This window comes from Dyadobacter endophyticus (assembly GCF_014641595.1).
Lineage (GTDB): Bacteria > Bacteroidota > Bacteroidia > Cytophagales > Spirosomataceae > Dyadobacter > Dyadobacter endophyticus.
This window is the reverse complement of sequence record NZ_BMIA01000001.1, coordinates 793,630-812,560: the sequence shown is the minus strand read 5'-3', so window position 1 is coordinate 812,560 and position 18,931 is coordinate 793,630. Positions and strand designations below refer to the sequence as shown.

The window sequence follows — 18,931 nt, the reverse complement described above, 5'->3', positions numbered from 1 at the left end:
TGTTCGTTATCTTGCGAATGTTTCCTAAACTTCGTTCCCGCCATGTGGAAGGCCCTTGCACTGTGTTTTGCGCTGGTACTGCTCGTTGCTGCATCGCGGCAGGAGGATATAGGCGTACAAAACTGCACCGAGCTGTTCCGGACCGATGCCAGGGAGTTTGCGGCGCAAGTGAAGGAATTAAGGCTTGCCATTGAAAAAATCGATTCCACGAATGCCCTCAGCTTGGCGAATGCAGAACAGAAACTGAAAGACACCCGATTGTCCTACAAGCGGATCGCATTTTTTTTAGAATACTTCTTTTTCACTTCCTCGCGCATTTACAACCGCCCGCCAAAGACTGAGATCGAAGAGCCACACCTCGAATATTCGGCCCCCTCCGGATTCCAGTACATAGAAGCGCTGCTATTTGACGATCCGGGCGGGCACAAAGCTGAAATGATCCACCAATGCCGGTTTCTTGAAGCGGCAGCGGAAGACTTGCCCGCATTGCTTCACAATTTCAAAGCTACTGATGCCCAGATCCTGGAAAGCGTACGCATTGAACTGATCCGAATTATGAGCCTGAGTATCACCGGCTATGACGCCCCATTACTGAAAAGCGGCCTGGACGAAGCGGTAGTGTCTTTTCAAGTAATGGACAAGGTGCTGGAACCCTATATGAAGCGGTCCAACGACAACAAGGTTTGGAAGTTCATCGTCTCCTGTCAAATCGATCTGGTCAAAACAAAGGATTTCGACAGTTTTGACCGACTTTATTTCCTGACGCATTATGCATTACCGTTGCAGGAACACCTCGGCGGGATGATCAACGGAATGGGTTTAGAGATCAATGAGAAGGGTATTTTAAATTACAATGCCAAAAACATTTTCAGTCCCGATGCTTTTAACCGGGCTGCTTTCGGCGACTCTGCGAACAACCACCCCGGCTTGGTTGAATTAGGTAAAAAATTGTTTTCCGAAACGCGGTTATCGTCCAACGGAACACTCAGCTGCGCCTCTTGCCATAACCCCGCCCTGCATTTTACCGACGGCCTGCCTAAAAGCATCGGCATCCACTCCGGCCAGGCGGTGAGGCGTAATGCGCCTTCGTTATTATACGGCTCATTTCAACACGCGCAATTCTGGGACGGGCGCGCCAGAACGCTCGAAGAACAGATCCGCACCGTAATCCACGATACCCTTGAAATGAATGGCAGACCTGCCGAAACCATCCGAAAGTTAGCCAGGGAACGACAGTACCGGCGGTTGATCAGAAAAGTGGCGCCCAACCGCAAATCACTGAACGACACAATCATATATAAAGCCATTGCCGCTTTCGTGCGCACCTTGCAGCCCTTCAATTCAGATTTCGACCGCTATATGGCAGGTGACAAAACGGCTTTGACGGATAGCCAGGTCAATGGTTTCAACCTGTTTATGGGCAAAGCGCAATGCGGCACCTGCCATTTTGCGCCGCTTTTCAATGGACTGATTCCGCCTACGTATGCGCTCACGGAGTTCGAAATACTGGGCACTACCGCCTCGGACGATTGGTTGCATCCAAGGGCCGACCCCGATGAGGGCCGTTTCGAAGTCCGCCCTACCCCCTATTTCCGTGGTGCATTCAAAACACCTACTGTCCGCAATGCAGCCGTAACGGCGCCCTATATGCACAACGGAGCATTCGCCACGCTCGAAAAAGTGATGGAGTTTTACGACAAAGGAGGTGGCGCAGGCCTCGGTCTGGAAATACCTGATCAAACGCTTTCCCCAATACCGTTAAATATGACAGACCAGGAGAAATCCGATATTATCGCCTTTTTAAAGGCACTTACCGACCGCATATGAAACAATATTTACTCACCTTCCTGCTATCCATTTTCTTTATTGTCGCCCACGGGCAGGGTACGCTTCTGCGCGGGCCGTACCTGCAGGTAGCGACCCCAACCAGTATGGTGATCCGGTGGCGTACCGATAAGCCGTCCAGTTCGGTGGTAAAAATCGGAGGCGGCCCGCAGTCGCTCGACCTGGCTTTCACCGACAATGCCGAAACGACCGAACATGAAGTGAAGGTCTCCGGCCTGCAAGCAGAAACCCGCTACTACTACTCGATCGGCTCGCAAACTACGGTGTTGCAGGTTGGGGACGACAACTATTTCCAGACCACCGCCGTGGCCGGCAAGCCGGGCAAATACCGTTTTGGCGTGCTGGGCGATTGCGGCACCCATTCCATTATACAGGACGAAGTAAGAGCGCGGATAGGCGAATACCTGGGAGCGAATTACATGAATGCGTGGCTTTTGCTGGGCGATAATGCCTATTCATTTGGCCGCGATGCCGAATTCCAATCCAATTTCTTTGCCCATTACAAAGACAATTTCCTCAAAAAGAATCCGCTCTTCCCAAGCCCGGGAAACCACGATTACGACAACGATAATCCGGCCCGGCAAAATGACCACAAGATTCCTTATTACGATATTTTTACGATGCCTACCAAGGGCGAAGCCGGCGGAGAACCATCCGGCACCGAGGCATTTTACTCCTTCGATTATGGCAACGTCCATTTCCTCTCGCTGGATTCCTATGGCCGCGAAGACAATTCCACCCGGCTTTACGACACGCTGGGCAGGCAGGTGCAATGGATCAAAAAGGACCTTGCAGCCAACAAAAACAAAGATTGGGTGGTGGCATACTGGCACCATCCACCCTATTCGAAAGGCTCCCGCGAATCGGATGGCGATCCTGAAATGACGGCCATTCGCCAGAACTTCATACGCATTCTCGAACGGCTCGGCGTGGACCTGATCCTTTGCGGGCATAGCCACGTGTACGAGCGCTCGCGCCTGATGGGCGGACATTACGGATACGCCAACACTTTCGATGCTGCAAAACACGTCATTGACGGCTCCTCTGGACGGTACGACGGATCGGACAATTCGTGCCCGTATATCAAAAACACCCCGCAGAGCCGCGGTACAGTCTACGTAGTGGCGGGTTCAAGCGGTCACCTGGGTAGTCCTAAGCCCGATTTCCCGCATAAAGCCATGTACCACTCCGACGCCCAGCATGGCGGGGGACTCATGCTCGAAGTGGAAGGCAACCGCCTCGATTTGAAATGGATAGGAAACGACGGCGTCATACGCGACCGGTTTACAATGGAAAAAGGTGTAAACAAGGAAACAACCCACGAAATAGCCCGCGATCAATCGGTGGAGCTGAAAGCCTCGTTCGTGGGTGATTATGTGTGGAGCAATGGTTCAAAGACACAGACGATCACGGTGCAGCCCAAGGAGAGTACGGATTATACTGTAAGGGACGAGCAAAACTGCATTCAGGACGTTTTTCACGTAAAAGTCCCTAAGCCTGATCCTGCAAAACTGGTCAGTTTCTCTGCGAAAAAAGACGCCAAAAATGTAGTAACACTCGACTGGGCTTCCGAAACAGAAACCGAATTGGCACATTATGCCGTCCAGCGCTCCGACGACGCGCGGAATTTTACGGAAATAGGCAAAGTCTCAGGCGGGCCGAACTCGCAGCAAAAGCGGGAATATTCGTTTACAGACACACAGGCCCAGACGTTGCCGGTTAATCAGACCTACTATTACCGTCTGGCTATGAATGCGTTGGATGGCCGGATTATCTACTCCCGGATCGTCGCCCAAATGCTGATCGATCCGATCCTCGCCGGAGAACCGGACATTTCGCTTCAGATCGAGATCATTCCAAACCCCTCATCGGCAAGCCAAATGCAGATCCGGACGACCGCGCAAACGACGCAGATAGCTGAACTGATACTCTCCGACGTTTCAGGAAGGACGTTAGATACGCGGAAAATGACGATCAGCCAGACGCCCGTCCCATTTCTGCCGAGCCAGCTCACGACCGGCATTTATTTTCTGAAAGTGAGTATCAATGGCCGGACCGCCGTCAAAAAACTCGCGATCCGGTAACGACTTATTTCTTAACAAACCTTCCGGTATGCACTGCGCCATCGGCGTACGCGACTTTTGCCACGTACATCCCGCCCGGCAAATGACTCGTATCGATCGTCTCCGACTGCGGTAAAGAAATTGTACTCAGCGATTTGACTACGACACATTTGCCGGCTGCATTGTATAATGTTATCTCCCGGATAGTAGCACCATTCACCGGACGAACGATCAGGCTGGCGGCGACGGGATTGGGATAGATTTCAAGCACTGGCAGATCATCGAACCTTACCGCCTGAATGCCGCTGAAGGCGAAATCCGGAGTGCGGCCCGAGGCCCGATCAACCATTTTCAGGCGATACAGGTTGATGCCTGGCAGCGGGTTAGGATGTACAAATTTGTAAGTTGTAATGGCGGCGCTCTCCCCGGCTGCCATTTTTTTACCCACCGCTATCCACGCCTTGCCACTCCCATTGCTTTGTTGTATTTCAAAATAATCACTGTTCGACTCGGCGCTCGTTGACCATTCGAGTACTGCCGTTCGTCCTTCTTTCTTTGCCGTAAAAGTTATTAATGTGACCGGCAACTGTATACAAGCGAGATCCACCATTTCCCGCGTCTCGCAATCTCCCAGGTTATTCTCGATCAGCACCTCATCGACGGATTTGGTTTTCAATATCGCGCAGAATTTCGTTGTAGCACAAGTTTCGAGCGCGGCATTGTCGGCAATCGTAATCGTACCGCCAATCACATCGAGACTGCTCAAACCGTCCAGGCTCGTCAGCAGCGAGTCTTCGGCTAGCAGGAAGCCGCCGCCGATACTTTGCAATGCCGCCAGGCCATTGAGATTGGCCAGACTATCATTAGAGGTTATTGACAAAGAGTCGGTTATCGAGGTGAGGTTATCCAGACCCGCCAGTGATTTGAGGCTTGGATTCGCCTCGATGAAAACGCGGTCGGCCGTCGTCAGGCTGTTGAGCCCCTGCAAATCTGGTAGTAATAAGTTCGCGGCGACCACCAGGGTTCCGTCCGGTGCGAGTGATTGCAGGCTACTCAGGCCGGCAAGGCTTGTCAGCGAAAAATTATAAATCACTATCAAATCGCCGTCGATGGACGTCAGCGAAGCTAACCCGTCCACATTTTGCAATGCAAAGTTGAGTGCGATTTGTATACCCAAATATCCGACAGAAGTCAGCCCATTCAGCCCGTCCAGGTTTTCCAGCACGGGATTGAGTGTGATTACTATTTCGCTGCCGAAAGACGGCACGTTCTGCAAGCCGTCCAGGGTTTTAAGCGACGAATTTATGAACAAATAAAACCCACCACCCACGAAAGAAAGGTTGGCCAATGCAGAAAGGCTTGTCAGGCTATCGGTGTCGGCGATGGTGAGATGGCTGCCAATGGAGGCTAACTGATTGAGCCCGTCCAGGTTTTGAAGAAACACGTTGTATTCCAGAAAAAGCTCGCCGCCGATCGAGGTCAGTTGGTTAAGGCCTTGCAGATTGAGAAGGCTGTCATTAAAATCAATATAAACACTCCCTCCTACCGACGCCAGCCCGTTCAGACCATTCAGATCTTTGATCGAGTAATTATTCGTGATTTCCAGAAGGCCATTGAGTTGCGTAATGCTTTCCAGCCCCGCGAGCGAGGTAAGGTTGGCATTGAAACCAATGCGGAGCGAATTGTCGACGGATGCAATCGTGAGATCATCGAGCGTCGTCAGCGAATCCGTCGTACCGATGATCAGCGACCCGCCTACCGCGCCGATATTCCCGATTCCCGCCAGGTTTTTCAACGCGAGGTTGCCGTCGATGATCAGATCGCCGGGCACAATGTTCAGGCCTTCGAGCCCCGCCAGGCTTTCCAATACCGGGTTGTCATATATTGCCACCACGGATCCCACCGAAGTAATCGTAAGGTCGCCGATCGATTTCAGGGAATCACTCAGCGCGATCACAAGCGAATCCCCTACCGAAACAATATTTCCGATACCGGCAAGGTCTTTCAGCACGGCGTTGGTATCGATCACCAGGCTGCCCGTCACCGCGGTAAGGCCTTCGAGGCCGTCGAGGCTTTCCAGTGACGGATTACTATATATTTTCACGGAGGAACCGGCCGAAAGGATATTTCCAAGGCCGGTCAGGGTTGTAAGCGCCGGATTGTTCCGGATCGTGATACTACCTCCCACGCTCGTGAGCGTGTTCAGCGCACTAAGATCTACAATATCAGACCCTTCCACGATGAGATTACCCGGCAAGTTAATGCAGCCCGGGTTGTTCGTAACAAAATTATCCAGCGTGGCCTGATCGTTGATGACGAGGTCGGTGGGACATTGTGCCAGTACGGCAAGCGGCAGCAGCGCTACCAGCAGGAGGTAGAATTTTTTCACAAAAAAGAAGGGTTTGTGTTTACTTAAAGATTTTCAGGCGATTATAGCTAAAAACCTTCGTATCACAAACCCTTTTCGTAGTATTAGTTCCAATATCAGACCGCCCGCACCTCTTTGCCCGGCTTTTTGAGGATTAATGCCGATATGAGCGTGACAATCAGCCCTACTGGCAGAATTTCGGCATATGTCCAAAGGATAACCATGACCGGGTTCTGGTACATTTCCTTGTAGCCAGCGAGCTCGGTTACCTTCGCTTCAAGCTCGGCCGCCGTGGGCCCTTCGGCCTGGAACTGTTTCAGCAAATGCGCCGTGTATTTGTCCATGAAATCGGGGATAAAAAGATAATAGTCGACCAGCCAGACGATCACATATACCGTCGACGCGACCAATGTAATGTAGAGCCCGATTTTAAATGCTTTTCCAAAAGAGACCGAGCCGCTGTTGTACTTGTCGCGGTAGTTTTTAATCCCCACAAAAACCATAGAAAACGACAGCAGCATGGCCGCATAGCCAAGCAGCATATTGCCTTCAAAACTTTCCTTCTGATAGCAAACCGCCATGGAAGAAACCATAAAAGTCGACACCACCACGCCCGAAATCAACCCGCAGATAACGATGATCCTGTTCATATCATTTTGATTTAAGTATCCTGTAATACTGCGAAATTGAAGCGTTATGGCCGTTTTACAGTCATACTTTCAGGTGATTTTTTGTCAGTGAGGTGAATTTATCGTCCATTCTTTGACCACGCCTGACAAAACATTGCCACACCTGACCAGGCCAACGCAACAGATACCCGCATCACCCAATAAGTCCGAGCCGCCTTGCGCGCTCCACAGCCTGCGTGCGATTGCGGACTTCCAATTTCTCGAAAATCCGGGAGGAGTGCGTCTTCACCGTGTTTAGCGAAACGAACAATCGCTCGGCGATCTGCTGGTTGCTCAACCCTTCGGCCACCAGCTGCAACACTTCCAGCTCGCGTTGACTGATACCCAGCCGCAGCCGCTCCGGCTCGTTGAGAATGAATTCTTCGCCCGCCGTAACGTACACCTCGCGCTCCACGATCCGCGTCTCGGCTCTGGGCGCAGTAAGTTTGTGGGCCAGCCATATGCCCAGCCCGGTAAACATTAGCGCAATGGCCCCTACATAAATTTCAATGAGATGGTCGATGATCAGAAACCGCAATTCGAGCCATCTGAGCACAAAAAGCAACAAGGCAAGCGATACTCCGTAGAGTAGCTCCTGCCTGTGTCTGCGGTAAAAATCGCTGATTGCCTTGGAAGCCATTTGTAACCAGTCCGTTGGTTTACCAAAAATAAAAATTTTCGGTCAGCGGTCTAGTTTGACCGGCATTTTCCAGACTCCTATTTATTGTGTTTCAGGATCACATCCTTGACTCCTTCGCAAAGGTTTTTAACGCGGTGGTAGGAATCGCGGCTATTCTCGTCCTTGTCCAGGTAAATCATCAGCTCACCCGGCGACGATTCGACCGTCAGTTTGGTATGATCCGAGAGAACGGTGACGATCTTGGATTCCCGTTCGGGATCGATCCGAATGGGCGAAATGCGGTCACTGAGAAACTCGGCTACCATCGGGGACAGATTGTCATCGAAGTGGGCCTTGAACCGATAGGAATCGTCTTCATCCTTAACGGCAATGCTCACGTCCCCGTTGTTGCATGAGATCAGCATCACAAGCGCCACAATTTGAGAGATCAGTAATGATTTAATTTTCATAGCTAACAATTGTTTACAAGGTACTATGCAATATACAGTACTGGTTTTGAAATTGCAATAGCCATGTGATGAATGGCAATGGTTTGTGGAAGGAGACGGTGCATTAATGCCGTTAACTGCGATTTCAAAAGGTTTTGTATTAAATTGGCTTAAAACTAATCCTGCTACCGACTTGAAAACAGCGTTACTTCACTCCTTGATCCGCAGATTGATAGCCCTGCACGTATTCGTGCTGTTTACACTGGGAACCTCCCAAATCATTCGCGCACAAACCCCGCCCAAAGAAGACTCCCTCTACATCCGCGAGCATTACACCAAAATAGAACGTCAGATCGCAATGCGTGACGGCGTCAAACTCTTCACATCCATTTATTTACCAAAAGACAAAACAAAAACCTACCCTATCCTGCTCAACCGCACGCCTTACAGCGTGGCACCTTACGGGGAAGATTTGTACAAGACTTCACTCGGGCCGAGCATGCTCTTTGCAAGGGAAGGCTATATCATTGTGTATCAAGACGTAAGAGGCAAACTTATGTCAGAAGGCGATTTCGAAGCTTACCGCCCGTTTATACCGGTTAAAAAAGCAAAAACCGATACTGACGAAAGCTCCGACACTTACGATACGATCGAATGGCTCATTAAGAATATCGAAGGGAATAATGGCAAAGTAGGCACCTGGGGCATTTCGGCACCGGGTTACTACACTACCATGACGGCCGTAGAAGCACATCCGGCATTGAAAATCGCTTCGCCACAGGCACCGGTTACCGACTGGTTCATGGGCGACGACCGGCATCATAACGGCGCGTTTTTTCTGATGGGTACATTTGCGTTCCTGTCGTCGTATGGCGCACCGCGGCCTGTTCCCACCACTAAGCCTTCGCCCCAGTTTTCGGCCTGGGGAACGCCTGATTCCTATGAGTTTTACAAGAAAATGGGGCCATTGAAAAACTTCGACGAGCAGATCTTCAAAGGACAGAACCGCATCTGGAACCAGATGATGGAGAACGAAACCTACAACGATTTCTGGAAAGCCCGCACGCCGGTACCGCATTTGAAGAACGTCAAACCTGCGGTAATGGTAGTAGGCGGCTGGTTCGATCAGGAGGATTTGTACGGGCCATTGAAAACGTATCATGCTGTTTCCAGCAAAAACCCGCAAACGCCCAACTGGCTCATTATGGGCCCCTGGATACATGGCGGCTGGGCGCGCGGCACAGGAGAATCGCTTGGAAATATCCGGTTTGGTGCTAAAACAAGCTCGTTTTATCAAAAGGAAATCGAATTACCCATTTTTAACCATTACCTGAAAGACCAGCCGGACCCGAAACTGCCCAAAGCCTACATTTTCGAAACCGGATCGAACGAATGGCGCAAATACGACCAATGGCCTCCCAAAAATACAGTCGAGAAAAAGCTCTACCTGCATCCGGACGGCACATTGTCCTTTTCGCCGACTATGACCACCATGCAGGTGGGCGCCAAACCTTCGTTTCACGAATACCTCAGCGACCCCGCCAAGCCGGTGCCATACACTTCTGAAATCCGCATTATCCGCGGCAGTGATTTTATGTATGAAGACCAGCGCTTCGCGGCCAGCCGCCCGGACGTGCTCGTCTATGAGTCCGAAGTTTTGAAAGAAGATGTGACCATTTCAGGGAATGTCTTTGCCGACCTTTTCGTCTCCACCACCGGCACGGACGCGGATTTCGTCGTCAAACTGATCGACATTTACCCCGGCGACGCGCCGAACGACAGCCCTATCAACCCCAACATGAAAATGGGTGGATTCCAGTTGCTGGTCCGAGGCGAGGTCATGCGGTCCAAATTCCGCAAAAGCTTTTCCAAACCCGAGCCCATGAGGCCCGGTAAGATCGAAAATGTGAAATTCGATATGCAGGATGCGGCCCATCGCTTTAAAAAGGGCCACAAGATTATGGTGCAGGTGCAAAGCTCCTGGTTTCCACTCGTGGATCGCAACCCGCAGAAGTTTGTGAACATTTACAAAGCCAATGCCTCCGATTTTCAAAAGGCGACACACCGTATTTACCTCTCGGGTGCGGCGTCCTCGTACGTGGGCGTGCGCGTGGTCGAGTAGCGCGCGTCAGGCGGACTTTTTCAAGGCAATAGTGAAAGTACTGCCTGCTCCCAGCTCACTTTCGACTGTGAGTGTGCCGTCCTGGGCTTCCATAAATTCGCGGCTGATCGCGAGGCCCAGGCCGGTACCTTCCTTGGTAGAGCCCGGCACGCGGAAATAACGGTCGAAGATCTTATCCTTATATTCCTGCGAAATGCCCTGGCCGTTGTCGGCTACGGCAATGCGCACCGACTCCGGATCTTCTTCCAGTATAATGCGAATGCTGGAATGGTCGTAGGAATAGCGGATCGCATTGGAAACCAGGTTGGTAACCACCCAGGCTGTTTTCTCCGAATCGGCCAAAACGCTCGACCGCACACCACGATCCTCGATTTGCAGGCTGATATCCCGGCTTTCGGCCTGGGTTTCGTTGGCGGCAATGGCATACTGCACGATTTCCCGGGGCGATGTGCCTGCGATATTCAACTGGATCTTACCGCTTTCGACCTGTGTAATATTCAGCAGTTCTCCGGTGATCTTCAAAAGCCGGTCGGCGTCCTCGCGGATGCTGTCGAGCAGGCTGCGCTGTTCCTCGTTGGTGTCGCCCACGCGTTCGTTGCGAAGCAGGTCAAGGGTTATTTTAATCGAAGAAATAGGCGTTTTGAGCTCATGCGACACATTGGCAATGAAATTGGTCTTGGCAAAATCAAGCTCTTTATAAGGCGTCACATTGCGCAGAATGATCACATGCCCGATTGAACGCGGCTGCTGCTCGCCGGTCGGGACGATCGAAATATCGACGTATTCCTTTTCAAAATAACTCTCTTTGTCGTCGGCGTAGATCTTCATAGCGGTGCCTTGCCCTTTGCCCCTCGCCTGCGGATCGGAAATGTCTTTGACCAGCGAACGGACAAGGTCGTTATGCAAGGCAATGTCCATCGCATTGCGGCCCACCAGCTCGGATACCTGCAGACCGGTAACCTTCCGGGCCACTTCATTGGCAAAAATCACTTTCCGGTTTTCGTCCAGGCCTATTACCGGGTCATGCATATTGTCAATCAGCGTCTCCACGCGTTTTTTCTCGATCATCAGCCTGGCCAGGTTACTGCTGTTGTATTCTTCCAGTTTCTCGGCCATCGTATTAAACGACTGCGCGAGCTGGCCGTACTCGTCGCCGCTGCCGAAATGCACCCGCTCGGTATAGTTCTCATTGGCGATCTGGCGAATACTTTCGGTAAGCTCGCGGATCGGATTGGCGATGTTGCCCGGCAGGTTTACGAACAATGTAAATGCGATTATGAAGCACAATGTGCCCGTGATGCCGATCCAGACCATCGAGCTTTTGGCCGTCTGGCCGGCAATCTGGCTCTTGCGATTGATCGCGTCGAGGTTGATACTCATGATTTCGAGGGCATCGTTGCGGATCAGCTCTACCATTTCCCTGTCGCGCACATTCATTTTCAGCTTTTCGAAATGGTCTGTCAACTGCTCGGTCAGCTCCTTTTCCCCTATTTCGGTGATGTTCTTCTGCTGGGCTTCCAGGTTCTTTTTAAAGGTATCCAATGCGCCGGCGTGCACTTGCAGCTCGTCGAGCGCGCGGAGCATCTGGCGGCTGTACTCGAGGGAATTGTGGTTGGCAATGAGAATATTGCGCGAGTCGGCCGAAAGCAGGCTCACCTGCCTGATACCCACCACCGCAAGCACGGTGATCATGGCGAAAAGCAGGCCTATACCCAGCCTCAGTTTGGTTTTGATCTTCATTTCAGGAAAGTATTACGAGGTCAATGTCGGAAGAAGACATTTTATTTAAAAGTCCGTTGAAGACATTCGTGGCCAGAATGACCTTGAAAAGGTTCAAATGCGGCTTTCCGATGCATATGGTCGTGATCTTATTCTTTTCGGCCACTTCTACGATCGTTTTGGCGATACTACCGCTCTCGGTTTTGATCACATTCCCGCCCAGTTCGGTGGCCAGTTTAAAGTTGTTGATCAAATGCCGCTGTTTCGCCAATCCGATGCGGCTCGCCGATTCGGCGGGTGTTTGCACATACAGCAAAAACCAGCTGCTATGGTAGTAATTGGCCAGCCGGGCGGTTTTACGGATCACATTGCGGGCAGTCTTTTCATTACTGCTAATGCATGCCAGGAAACGCTCGTGTTTGAGCGCCATTCCCGGCTGTATTTCGCTTTCCACCTTCCGCTCCACTTGCGAGGCGACCTCTTTCAAAGCCAGTTCACGCAGTTGAAGAATGTGCTGCGGCTTGAAGAAGTTCTGCAATGCGGCCTGTATCTTCTCCTCTTTATAAATTTTACCTTCTTTCAAACGGGTAATCAGTTCGTCGGCGGTGAGGTCGATATTCACCACTTCATCGGCCAGGCCGAGCACCTTGTCGGGAATACGCTCGGCCACTTCCACGCCCGTAATACTGCGCACTTCCTGATTCAGGCTTTCGATATGCTGGATATTTACGGCGGAGATCACATTGATCCCCGCTTCGAGAATATCCAGCACATCCTGCCAGCGTTTGGCATTTTTGCTGCCCTCGATATTGGAATGCGCCAGCTCATCCACGATCACAACTTCCGGCCGTAGGGTAATTACCGCCTGCACGTCGAACTCTTCCAACTCCTTACCTTTATAAAACAACCTGCGCCGCGGGATTACCGGCAGGCCTTCGAGCAATTCTTGCGTTTCCTTCCGGTTATGCGTCTCGATGTACCCGATCTTCACGTCGATACCCGTTCGCATCAGCGCGTGGGCCTCCTGCAACATCCGGTAGGTCTTACCCACCCCGGCGCTCATTCCGATGTAGATTTTGAATTTGCCTCTTCTCGACTTCTTGATCAGTTCAAGAAAATGTTCGGCGCTGGTTTCCATTGTTTTTCGAAGTTTAGAGCGGTCGGCCGCCACGGTTCAGGGTCTGGGTGTTAGTTGAGCGCGAAAGTGAGTGCAGTGGTGAGATACGTCTTACTCTTGGAAAGTTCGGTACTCCTACCACTAAATATCGCATCGCGGCTGCTAAGATTACGCGCCTCGATCCGCCAAATTACCTGCGGGGTGATCTGATAGTCGAAATTCAGTGACGTGCCGAAAGTCTGGAAGCCATTATCGGTTCCTGTGGCGATGATCACGCCGTTTTGATCATGATAATATTCCCCTCTGGCCGCGATATTGATTTTGGAAGAAGGTGAAAATCGCAGGATCATGACCGGCACGTAAACGATATTGTAGGCGCTGCTGTGCTTGGCTTTCTGCTCGCTGCCGATATCAAAACCGGTCGTCAGGCCCCATTTGCCACCCAATTGGAATACACCGTAAATATTGTGGTAATACCGCATTTGTCGCGTGCTGTCGGCCTTGTCGCTGCCGATAAATGTGCTGTAATTCAAAGTTACGGCTGCATTAGGCTTAAAGGTAACCTGTGTCCCGAATGCGGGCGTCGAATTGCCATCCAGCCGTTGAATGCGTTGCCATCCATTGAGGTACATCGCCGAGAGGTACCATTTGGTATCTTGTGTGGTGTATCCCAATTTCAACCCGGTTTCAAAATAGGGCGTGTTCTCTGCCACTAAGCTACGCGTCAAAGCCCAGTTATCTTTCCCGATCGCGCTCTCGAAGCCGATATGCGACGGCATAATGCCAGCGTCGAGCCATAGGTTGTGTTTTTTGGAAATCTTCACCCCGGCATTTGCCTCGAATACATTTTTCAATACGCCCGGCTCGGCGGCATAGTTCGCATTCATGTAAGTACCTGCTGCCAAGGCCAGGTTCGCACGCACGCGGTCGCCGGTGTAACTGCCTTTAAGGAAAGCCAGGTTCAGGTTCACCTCGCCGGTCCTGCTATGGTTGTAAATGAAACCGGGCATGGTATGGCTATCGGTTTTGCGGAAATCCTGCAAGTAATACGACTCCACATAGGCGCTCACTGCGAACGGTGGCGCATTGCCGGCCACAGCGACGGTAGAATCCTGGGCATTCGCATGTAAAATGGAGGCAATGGCAAGCGCACTTAAAATCAAGGTTTTCATAAAAAAGGTAATCTGTTCAATCATAGCCGCGCGGTAAGACGAAACGCAGCCCGCTGCGACGGCACTGGAAACGGGCTGTGTGCAATGATACTTATCAGGTCAGCGCAGGTTTTCCAGCGCCAGGTTCAGTTTCAAGACATTGATCTTCGTCGGACCGAACAATCCCAGCAGGGGACCCTCGATATGTTCTTTCACAAGCTGTTGGAGCTTCTGCTCCGGCAGGTTACGAAGCTTTGCAATCCGCTTCACCTGCACCAACGCCGCTTTTTCGGAAATATCCGGGTCCAATCCGCTGCCGCTCGCCGTCACCAGTTCTACCGGAATATCGGCCTTTTGCACGCCCGGGTTATGCAACAGAAATGTATCGATACGCGCCTGCACAACACCCAAATACTCCTCATTAGAAGGCCCCTTGTTGCTACCACCGCTACCGGCCGCATTATACCCCACCGCCGAAGGCCGTGAATTGAAGTACTTATCATCCGTAAACGATTGCCCGATATTGGTATAATACCGTTTACCATTTTGCTCGATAATCTCTCCTTTGCCGTGGTTAGGAAAGAGCTGGGCAATGCCCAAAATCACCAGCGTATACACGCCTGAGAAGAATATCAGCGTCACGATTGTCAACCGGATCGCTGAGAGAATATGTTGTTTCATGGTTTCTGTATTTTAAATCCTCGAATGTGCATTTACCTTATAACCAAATACTTACTAGTAAATCAATCGCCTTTATCCCCACAAAAGGCACCAGTACACCCCCTAATCCATAAATCAGCAAATTGCGTCTGAGCAATGCGCTCGCGCCGATTGGCTTATAGGCTACGCCCTTCAAGGCCAGCGGAATCAGCAGCGGGATAATGACCGCATTGAAAATGATCGCCGACAAAATCGCGCTTTCAGGCGTGTGGAGGCGCATAATGTTGAGGCCTTGCAGGGCCGGGATGGATGCGATGAACAATGCGGGCACAATGGCGAAGTATTTGGCGACGTCGTTGGCGATGCTGAATGTCGTGAGCGTACCACGGGTCATGAGCAACTGCTTGCCGATTTCTACGATTTCGATCAGTTTGGTCGGGTCGTTGTCGAGGTCGACCATATTACCGGCTTCCTTGGCGGCCTGGGTACCGCTGTTCATGGCCACGCCTACATCTGCCTGCGCGAGGGCAGGCGCGTCGTTGGTGCCGTCGCCCATCATAGCTACGAGTTTGCCTTTCTGCTGCTCGGCTTTAATGTAGTTCATTTTATCCTCCGGTCGGGCTTCGGCGATATAGTCGTCTACCCCGGCTTTCTCGGCGATAAATTTGGCTGTCAGCGGGTTGTCGCCGGTCACCATCACGGTTTTGACGCCCATTTTACGCAACCGCTCGAAACGCTCCTGAATGCCCGGTTTAATAATATCCTGCAATTCGATCACGCCTATGACGGCCTCATTTTCAGCCACTACCAGCGGCGTACCGCCATTGCTGGAAATGTCCCTTACTTTCTCCGCGGTATCGGCCGGAAATGCGTTGCCTGCTTTCTCGGCCAGCTTACGAATGGCATCGGACGCCCCTTTACGGATGCGGGTGTCCAGGAAATTGACACCTGAGCTTCTTGTTTCAGCGGTGAACTCGATAAAAGTCGGGTTCTCGACGCGCAGCTGATCTGGCTGTAAATCAGCGAGTTCTATAATTGATTTTCCCTCAGGCGTTTCGTCGGCGATGGAGCTCAATGCCGCCACTTTGATGAAATAGCCCTTGTCAACACCTTCGGCTGGCCAAAAATGGGTGGCTTTACGGTTCCCGATGGTGATGGTACCCGTCTTATCGAGCAGTAGTGTGTCGATATCCCCGGCGGTTTCCACGGCTTTACCACTTTTGGTGATCACATTGGCGCGTAATGCGCGGTCCATTCCCGCAATACCGATAGCAGAAAGCAACCCGCCGATCGTGGTAGGGATCAGGCAGACGAACAGCGAAATGAATGCGGCGATGGTAATCGGCGTGTTTGCGAAATCGCCGAATGGCTTCAATGTGATGCACACGATGATAAATACCAATGTAAAACCGGCCAGAAGGATCGTCAATGCGATCTCGTTCGGTGTTTTCTGGCGGCTGGCACCTTCTACGAGTGCAATCATTTTGTCCAGAAAACTTTCCCCCGGCTCGGTAGTGACCCTCACTTTAATACGATCGGAAAGCACTTTGGTACCGCCGGTGACGCTGCTTTTGTCGCCCCCTGCTTCACGGATTACCGGTGCGGACTCTCCGGTGATTGCACTTTCGTCGATAGTAGCCAGCCCTTCGATGATTTCTCCGTCGGTAGGGATAATGTCGCCCGTTTCACAAAGGAAGATGTGCCCTTTGCGCAGCTGCGATGATGGCACCACTTTGATTTCATTCACGTACATATCACCCACAACCTGGATCCATTTGGCGGGCGTCTCTTCGCGGGTTTTGCGCAAGCTGTTGGCCTGGGCTTTACCGCGTGCCTCAGCAATGGCCTCCGCGAAGTTGGCGAACAGCAGCGTAAGCAACAGAATCAGGAAAATGACCAGGTTGTAAACCAGACTCCCCTGCGTTTTTTCACCTGATATTACCCAGATATTGACGATCAGCATGACAAACGTGCCGATCCAGACGGTGAACATCACCGGGTTACGGAACATAATGCGGGGATTGAGCTTCACAAAGGATTGCGCCAGCGCCTCCCGTACGAGGTCTCCCTGAAAAAGGGATGTATTTTGAGCTTTCATTTCTGCTATTCAGTTGATTATTGCATTGAAAAGTATTCGGCAATAGGCCCGAGGGTCAATGCGGGAAAGAATGATAATGCAGTGATAATGACAATTACCGCAAACACCATGATACCGAAGGTACCTGTGTCTGTTTTAAGCGTTCCTGCACTCTCCGGAACGTGTTTTTTGGATGCGAGAATGCCCGCAATGGCCACCGGACCGATGATCGGGATGAACCGCGAGAGGACGAGTACGATGCCGCAGCTAATGTTCCACCAGAGCGTGTTGTCGCCTAACCCTTCAAAACCGCTGCCATTGTTGGCCGCCGAGGAAGTGTATTCGTAGAGCATTTCACTGAAACCGTGGAAGCCCGGGTTGTTCAATGTGCTGGCTGTCAGTTCGGGCATCGCAACACCTAATGCGGTGGCGGCCAGGATCAGTAGCGGATGCAGCAAAGCAACGATCATGGCGATCTTCATTTCCCTGGCTTCAATCTTTTTACCCATAAACTCCGGCGTACGGCCGACCATCAAACCGCTGATAAACACTGCGAGGATGATAAATATGTAAAAATTAAGAATTCCCGCGCCCGCGCCGCCATAGAATGCATTCGTCATCATCGACAGCATTTGTGTAAGGCCGGAGACCGGCATAAAGCTATCGTGCATGGAATTGATCGAGCCCGTGGAGATAACGGTAGTGGCTATACTCCAAAATGCAGAGGCGGTAGTACCGAACCTTGTCTCCTTCCCTTCCATGGCGCCGGACGACATATCCACATGCATTTGCGCGATCTTCGGGTTGCCGTGCAGCTCGGTGGTAATCGTAGGAATGGTAAGCAGCAGGAAGCCAAGCGTCATGACGCCGAAAATCATCCAGGACAGCCTTTTTCTTTTAACATAATAACCCAGTGCAAAGATCATCGCCAGCGGAATGATCATCTGCGAGAACATTTCGACCATGTTGGTGGCATAGTTCGGGTTTTCGAACGGATGAGCGGAGTTAGCGCCGAAGAACCCGCCTCCGTTGGTACCCACGTGCTTGATAGGCACGAACGCAGCCACCGGACCGGTTGAAACCCGGATCGTATCGCCTTGCATTGAATAAATGGTATCCTTGCCTTCGAAAGTCATTGGCGTTCCGTTGGCAAGCAATATGAGGGCGACCAGAAACGCAACCGGCAGCAATATCCGCGTGCACGATTTCACCATCAGATCATAGAAATTACCCAGTTTCTCGGTCGTACGCTCCTTTAATGCGATGATCACCACCGCTGCCGCGGCCATACCGGTGCCTGCGCTGACAAACTGAAGGAACATCAGGAAAAGTTGTCCGAGGTAACTCATGCCGCTTTCACCGGAGTAGTGCTGCAGGTTACAGTTGACGACGAACGAAATAGTGGTATTGAATGCCAGGTCAGGCGATTGCGACGGGTTGCCATCGGGGTTAAGCGGAAGCCAGCCCTGGTTCATCAATACAAACATGCCCAGGAAAAACCAGACCATATTGATCGTCAGCAATGCAAACAAATGCTGTTTCCAGTTCATTTCCACGTTTGGGCGAATGCCGCTCAAACGATAGAACCCTTTTTCCAAAGGGCCAAAAACAGGGTCGAGAAGTGTTTTTTCTCCTCCATATACTTTCGCAATGTACTTGCCGAACGGTACCGCCAATGCGACCGTAGCGATGAACAATGCGATGATGCCAAATAATTCGGTGTTCATTGGATTGGGTGTTTTAAAATTTTTCAGGCTTCACTAGCACATAGCACATGTACACGAAGACCAGGATCGAGATGATGAATAGCGCAAGCATGATTTCAGATCTTTTCGAAATAGTGAACAGTTTTGTAAAACAGCCCGAAGCTTAAAGCGCCGACTGCCAGGAGAAGGAGTGTTGTCATTGTCTTTTTAAATTTTTTATAACAAAATCATTACAGCATATAGCAACTCTTGTTCCGTCGACTTAAATAGACGATAAGGTGTTGATTTACAGCCAGATGATTTAATAATGATTTTTTGGGCATAAAAAAAGCCTATCAAAATGATAAGCTTTTTTATCAGAATGGAA

13 protein-coding genes are annotated in these 18,931 nt (G+C 51.1%); 3 read left to right on the top strand and 10 right to left on the bottom strand.

What is annotated here, in order from left to right; translation table 11 throughout:
* Nucleotides 1-42 precede the first annotated feature (42 nt).
* Together IEY24_RS03330 and IEY24_RS03325 are read left to right on the top strand one after the other, a co-directional pair.
* Nucleotides 43-1,827 (top strand): cytochrome-c peroxidase, encoded by a 1,785-nt coding sequence (locus tag IEY24_RS03330; RefSeq protein WP_188928629.1) that lies wholly within the window; start codon nt 43-45, stop codon nt 1,825-1,827.
* Complete coding sequence (locus IEY24_RS03325) at nt 1,824-3,929, top strand: metallophosphoesterase (protein ID WP_188928627.1); 2,106 nt, start codon at nt 1,824-1,826, stop codon at nt 3,927-3,929. Before IEY24_RS03330 ends, IEY24_RS03325 begins: the two co-directional genes overlap by 4 nt.
* Nucleotides 3,930-3,933: 4 nt before the next feature.
* Here IEY24_RS03325 and IEY24_RS03320 read toward each other — a convergent pair whose 3' ends face one another.
* The 4 genes from IEY24_RS03320 to IEY24_RS03305 form a co-directional block, all read right to left on the bottom strand.
* Nucleotides 3,934-6,297: a T9SS type A sorting domain-containing protein gene (locus IEY24_RS03320; protein ID WP_188928625.1), complete on the bottom strand. Its 2,364-nt coding sequence runs from the start codon at nt 6,295-6,297 to the stop codon at nt 3,934-3,936.
* Between the two features lie 95 nt (nt 6,298-6,392).
* The gene (locus IEY24_RS03315; RefSeq protein WP_188928622.1) at nt 6,393-6,926 is read right to left on the bottom strand and encodes a DUF4199 domain-containing protein; all 534 of its coding nucleotides are present in this window, start codon (nt 6,924-6,926) and stop codon (nt 6,393-6,395) included.
* Between the two features lie 172 nt (nt 6,927-7,098).
* Nucleotides 7,099-7,584, bottom strand: a complete 486-nt coding sequence (locus tag IEY24_RS03310; RefSeq protein WP_188928620.1) for a helix-turn-helix transcriptional regulator — start codon at nt 7,582-7,584, stop codon at nt 7,099-7,101.
* 77 nt (nt 7,585-7,661) lie between these two features.
* Nucleotides 7,662-8,033: a hypothetical protein gene (locus IEY24_RS03305; RefSeq protein WP_188928618.1), complete on the bottom strand. Its 372-nt coding sequence runs from the start codon at nt 8,031-8,033 to the stop codon at nt 7,662-7,664.
* Between the two features lie 172 nt (nt 8,034-8,205).
* On the opposite strand from IEY24_RS03305, the gene IEY24_RS03300 reads away from it, so the two are divergent.
* A complete protein-coding gene (locus tag IEY24_RS03300; protein WP_188928616.1) occupies nt 8,206-10,134 on the top strand; it encodes a CocE/NonD family hydrolase in 1,929 nt (642 codons plus the stop codon).
* 6 nt (nt 10,135-10,140) lie between these two features.
* Here the strand turns inward: IEY24_RS03300 and IEY24_RS03295 are convergent, their stop codons facing one another.
* The 6 genes from IEY24_RS03295 to kdpA form a co-directional block, all read right to left on the bottom strand.
* The gene (locus IEY24_RS03295; RefSeq protein ID WP_188928614.1) at nt 10,141-11,874 is read right to left on the bottom strand and encodes an ATP-binding protein; all 1,734 of its coding nucleotides are present in this window, start codon (nt 11,872-11,874) and stop codon (nt 10,141-10,143) included.
* 1 nt (nt 11,875) lies between these two features.
* Entirely contained in the window at nt 11,876-12,991 is a 1,116-nt protein-coding gene (locus IEY24_RS03290) for a universal stress protein (RefSeq protein WP_188928612.1), read from the bottom strand.
* A gap of 50 nt (nt 12,992-13,041) precedes the next feature.
* Nucleotides 13,042-14,142, bottom strand: a complete 1,101-nt coding sequence (locus IEY24_RS03285) for a porin (RefSeq protein WP_188928610.1) — start codon at nt 14,140-14,142, stop codon at nt 13,042-13,044.
* A 99-nt stretch (nt 14,143-14,241) separates the two neighbouring features.
* Entirely contained in the window at nt 14,242-14,802 is a 561-nt protein-coding gene (locus tag IEY24_RS03280; protein ID WP_188928608.1) for a K(+)-transporting ATPase subunit C, read from the bottom strand.
* Nucleotides 14,803-14,839: 37 nt separating this feature from the next.
* Entirely contained in the window at nt 14,840-16,879 is a 2,040-nt protein-coding gene (gene kdpB / locus IEY24_RS03275) for a potassium-transporting ATPase subunit KdpB (protein WP_188928606.1), read from the bottom strand.
* Nucleotides 16,880-16,896: 17 nt separating this feature from the next.
* Nucleotides 16,897-18,585 (bottom strand): potassium-transporting ATPase subunit KdpA, encoded by a 1,689-nt coding sequence (gene kdpA / locus IEY24_RS03270; protein ID WP_188928604.1) that lies wholly within the window; start codon nt 18,583-18,585, stop codon nt 16,897-16,899.
* Nucleotides 18,586-18,931 lie beyond the last annotated feature (346 nt).

Coding starts and splice junctions, on each gene's coding strand:
- IEY24_RS03295 (WP_188928614.1), bottom strand. CDS start 11,874: ATGAAGATCAAAACCAAACTGAGGCTGGGTATAGGCCTGCTTTTCGCC.
- IEY24_RS03290 (WP_188928612.1), bottom strand. CDS start 12,991: ATGGAAACCAGCGCCGAACATTTTCTTGAACTGATCAAGAAGTCGAGA.
- IEY24_RS03285 (WP_188928610.1), bottom strand. CDS start 14,142: ATGAAAACCTTGATTTTAAGTGCGCTTGCCATTGCCTCCATTTTACAT.
- IEY24_RS03280 (WP_188928608.1), bottom strand. CDS start 14,802: ATGAAACAACATATTCTCTCAGCGATCCGGTTGACAATCGTGACGCTG.
- IEY24_RS03310 (WP_188928620.1), bottom strand. CDS start 7,584: ATGGCTTCCAAGGCAATCAGCGATTTTTACCGCAGACACAGGCAGGAG.
- kdpB (WP_188928606.1), bottom strand. CDS start 16,879: ATGAAAGCTCAAAATACATCCCTTTTTCAGGGAGACCTCGTACGGGAG.
- IEY24_RS03330 (WP_188928629.1), top strand. CDS start 43: ATGTGGAAGGCCCTTGCACTGTGTTTTGCGCTGGTACTGCTCGTTGCT.
- IEY24_RS03325 (WP_188928627.1), top strand. CDS start 1,824: ATGAAACAATATTTACTCACCTTCCTGCTATCCATTTTCTTTATTGTC.
- IEY24_RS03315 (WP_188928622.1), bottom strand. CDS start 6,926: ATGAACAGGATCATCGTTATCTGCGGGTTGATTTCGGGCGTGGTGGTG.
- IEY24_RS03305 (WP_188928618.1), bottom strand. CDS start 8,033: ATGAAAATTAAATCATTACTGATCTCTCAAATTGTGGCGCTTGTGATG.
- kdpA (WP_188928604.1), bottom strand. CDS start 18,585: ATGAACACCGAATTATTTGGCATCATCGCATTGTTCATCGCTACGGTC.